This is a genomic window from Pseudomonas sp. P5_A2_2, assembly GCF_054177685.1.
The window spans coordinates 1-1888 of record NZ_JBGCUL010000865.1 but is presented as its reverse complement, the minus strand read 5'-3'; the positions used below and the strand labels follow the sequence as shown (position 1 = coordinate 1888).

Sequence of the window (1888 nt, the reverse complement as noted above, 5' to 3'; positions counted from 1 at the left end):
CCTTCGACCCACACACACTTGGCCTTCATCTGCGCGCACAGGGCATTGCCGATGTCATAGTCGAAACCGACGATTTCGCCTTTGTCGGTTTTCGAGGCGAACGGTGGGTAAGCGGCTTCAATGCCAATGCGCAGGGTTTTCTCGGCGGCGAATACAGAACTGCACGCCAACAGGCTCAAGGCCAGACCGGTGATGAGGGGGAACTTCTTCATGTTCGTTTTCTCGCGGTTGTTGTTGGTTTGGCAAGACAGAAGAAAAAGCTGAAACGGGTCGAAACCTTTTTTGTACTTATAATTCCATACTGGACTTTTATGTATAAATCGTCAATGAGGCAAATGCAGCCCGTGCCGGCCGATGGTCGGGTGGTGAATCATCAAGATTTTTAGTGGTGCCAATGACGCCATCGCGAGCAAGCTCGCTCCCACAGTAGATCTGGTTGAACACAAATTTTGTGTACGACACAGAACCCTGTGGGAGCGAGCTTGCTCGCGATGACTGACTCAAGAACGCCGCAGAAACTACTGCTTCCAGCGATCCGCCGCCGCATGATCACTGTCACGCCCCTCAACCCATCGCGGCCCATCACTGGTGTTTTCTTTCTTCCAGAACGGTGCACGGGTTTTCAGGTAATCCATGACAAAGGCGCAGGCGTCGAACGCCGCCTGACGATGGGCACTGGCCGCGCCGACGAAGACAATCGGCTCGCCCGGTTCCAGGGCGCCGATGCGGTGCAACACTTCGAGCTTGAGCAGCGGCCAGCGCTGTTCGGCCTCGGTGGCTATCTTGCCGAGGGCCTTTTCGGTCATGCCCGGATAATGCTCGAGGAACATCCCGGCAACGTCGAGGCCGTCATTGAAATCACGTACGTAGCCGACAAAACTCACCACCGCCCCCACGCCGACATTGGCGTCATGCATGGCGTTGACCTCGGCTCCCGGATCGAATGCTGTGGATTGCACGCGAATGGCCATGGCTCAGCCTCCGGTCACGGTCGGAAAGAACGCCACTTCATCGCCCTCGCTGACCGGCTCGTCGAGCTGGCAGAGGTCTTCGTTGCGGGCGCACATCAGGTTTTGCTCGCTCAACACCTCGGCACCGTCGCGTTGAGCCAACAATGCGCGGACGTCATCAATGGTGGCAAAATCGCCTTGAACCTTCACAGAGTCCAGGCCTAGCGCTTCACGATAACGAGCGAAAAATTTCACGGTAACGTTCATGACTGCTCCGCCTGGAAATGCCCGCTCTTGCCGCCGACCTTCTCCAGCAGACGCACGCTTTCGATGGTCATGCCGCGGTCCACGGCCTTGCACATGTCGTAGATCGTCAGCGCGGCGACACTGGCAGCGGTCAGCGCCTCCATCTCGACGCCGGTCTGCCCGGACAGCTTGCAGCGCGCCACGATGCGCACCGAATCGTCGCCTTCGGCACTGAGCTCGACCTTGACGCCGGTCAGCATCAGCGGATGGCACAGGGGAATCAGATCGCTGGTTTTCTTCGCCGCCTGAATGCCGGCAATGCGCGCCACGGCAAACACATCACCCTTGGGGTGGCCACCGCTGACGATCATCTGCAGGGTTTCGGGCAGCATGCGCACCAGCGCTTGGGCGGTCGCCTCACGGAACGTCACGGCTTTTTCAGTGACGTCGACCATGTTGGCGCGACCTTGGGAATCGAGATGAGTCAGCACGGGATTACTCCTGATCAGGAGCGTCGATTGTAAACCTGCGGGTCAATTTTTCGCACGCTTGATTATCGGCACACCACAAACCAATGTGGGAGCGAGCTTGCTCCGGGCGGCGTTCCGACGATAGTGGCCTGTCATTAACCCGAGATGTCGACTGACACACCGTCATCGCGAGCAAGCTCGCTCCCACAGGTTCTTCATACA

Annotated in this window: 4 protein-coding genes; all 4 read right to left on the bottom strand. The window is 58.1% G+C overall.

Going from position 1 to position 1888, the window contains the following annotated elements:
- On the bottom strand, window positions 1-212 hold a 212-nt coding region (locus ACXRVY_RS26685), incomplete at its 3' end, for a transporter substrate-binding domain-containing protein (RefSeq protein ID WP_458238691.1).
- Window positions 213-518: 306 nt separating this feature from the next.
- A complete protein-coding gene (gene moaE, locus ACXRVY_RS26680; protein WP_033042207.1) occupies window positions 519-971 on the bottom strand; it encodes a molybdopterin synthase catalytic subunit MoaE in 453 nt (150 codons plus the stop codon).
- Between the two features lie 3 nt (window positions 972-974).
- Window positions 975-1217, bottom strand: a complete 243-nt coding sequence (locus ACXRVY_RS26675) for a MoaD/ThiS family protein (protein WP_223459852.1) — start codon at window positions 1215-1217, stop codon at window positions 975-977.
- Window positions 1214-1687, bottom strand: a complete 474-nt coding sequence (moaC, locus tag ACXRVY_RS26670) for a cyclic pyranopterin monophosphate synthase MoaC (protein ID WP_056726185.1) — start codon at window positions 1685-1687, stop codon at window positions 1214-1216. Before moaC ends, ACXRVY_RS26675 begins: the two co-directional genes overlap by 4 nt.
- Between the last annotated feature and the right edge of the window lie 201 nt (window positions 1688-1888).